The following is a 692-nucleotide window of genomic DNA, read 5'->3' as shown; positions in this document are numbered from 1 at the left end:
GGCTTGCGGCATGCTCGGCAGTGCGCAAGGGTGGCAACCAGCAGCTTATTTACCTTGCCCGGTCACTCTCGAGGGTCTGGCGAAGCAGTTGACGCCTGTTATCCACCAGCAGCAGACAATGCTGCACATCATTCCTGGCGTGATTAAAGAAGGTGAAATGCCCGAAGTGATGCGTGGCGAAGAGACACAAATCTTCGGTGCTATCTCGATGGAACCGGCCCTGCAAAACGCGATCCATCAGGGTATGCCAGTGCTGATAGGCTTACCCGGCACACATGCGAAATGGGCAGTAGTTGAAAACAACACCATTACCGATTTCCGAACCTTTATGACGGGCGAGTTATTTGATGTTTTATCCCGCCATTCGATTCTCGGTGCCACCATGCATCCTGGAGATGAACCGCACTGGGATGCCTTCACCCACGGGCTGACAGCAGCACAAGAGCATCATCAGACCGGATTATTATCGACGCTGTTTTCGACCCGTTCGCGCCTGCTGACCAGTAATCTTACGTCGTCCTCGCAGGGGGATTACCTTTCCGGATTACTGATAGGCCATGAATTATGTGGTCTGGCATCCAGTTTGCTACGTGATGTACCCGCCACAACACCGATCGCCTTAATCGGTAGCGCAAATCTGAACAGCCGCTATTCACAAGCATTCAACCACGTTTTTCCCGACAGACAGATAC

Annotated in this window: 1 protein-coding gene; it reads left to right on the top strand. The window is 52.6% G+C overall.

All coding sequences use genetic code 11. From position 1 onward, the window contains the following. On the top strand, window positions 1-692 hold a 692-nt coding region (locus ACS8YF_RS19760; protein WP_440851794.1), incomplete at both ends, for a 2-dehydro-3-deoxygalactonokinase.

The sequence above is a fragment of the Salinisphaera sp. SWV1 genome (assembly GCF_052044155.1).
Classification (GTDB): domain Bacteria; phylum Pseudomonadota; class Gammaproteobacteria; order Nevskiales; family Salinisphaeraceae; genus Salinisphaera.
Note: the sequence above shows the minus strand (reverse complement) of the source record. Positions and strands in the feature narration are given on the sequence as shown.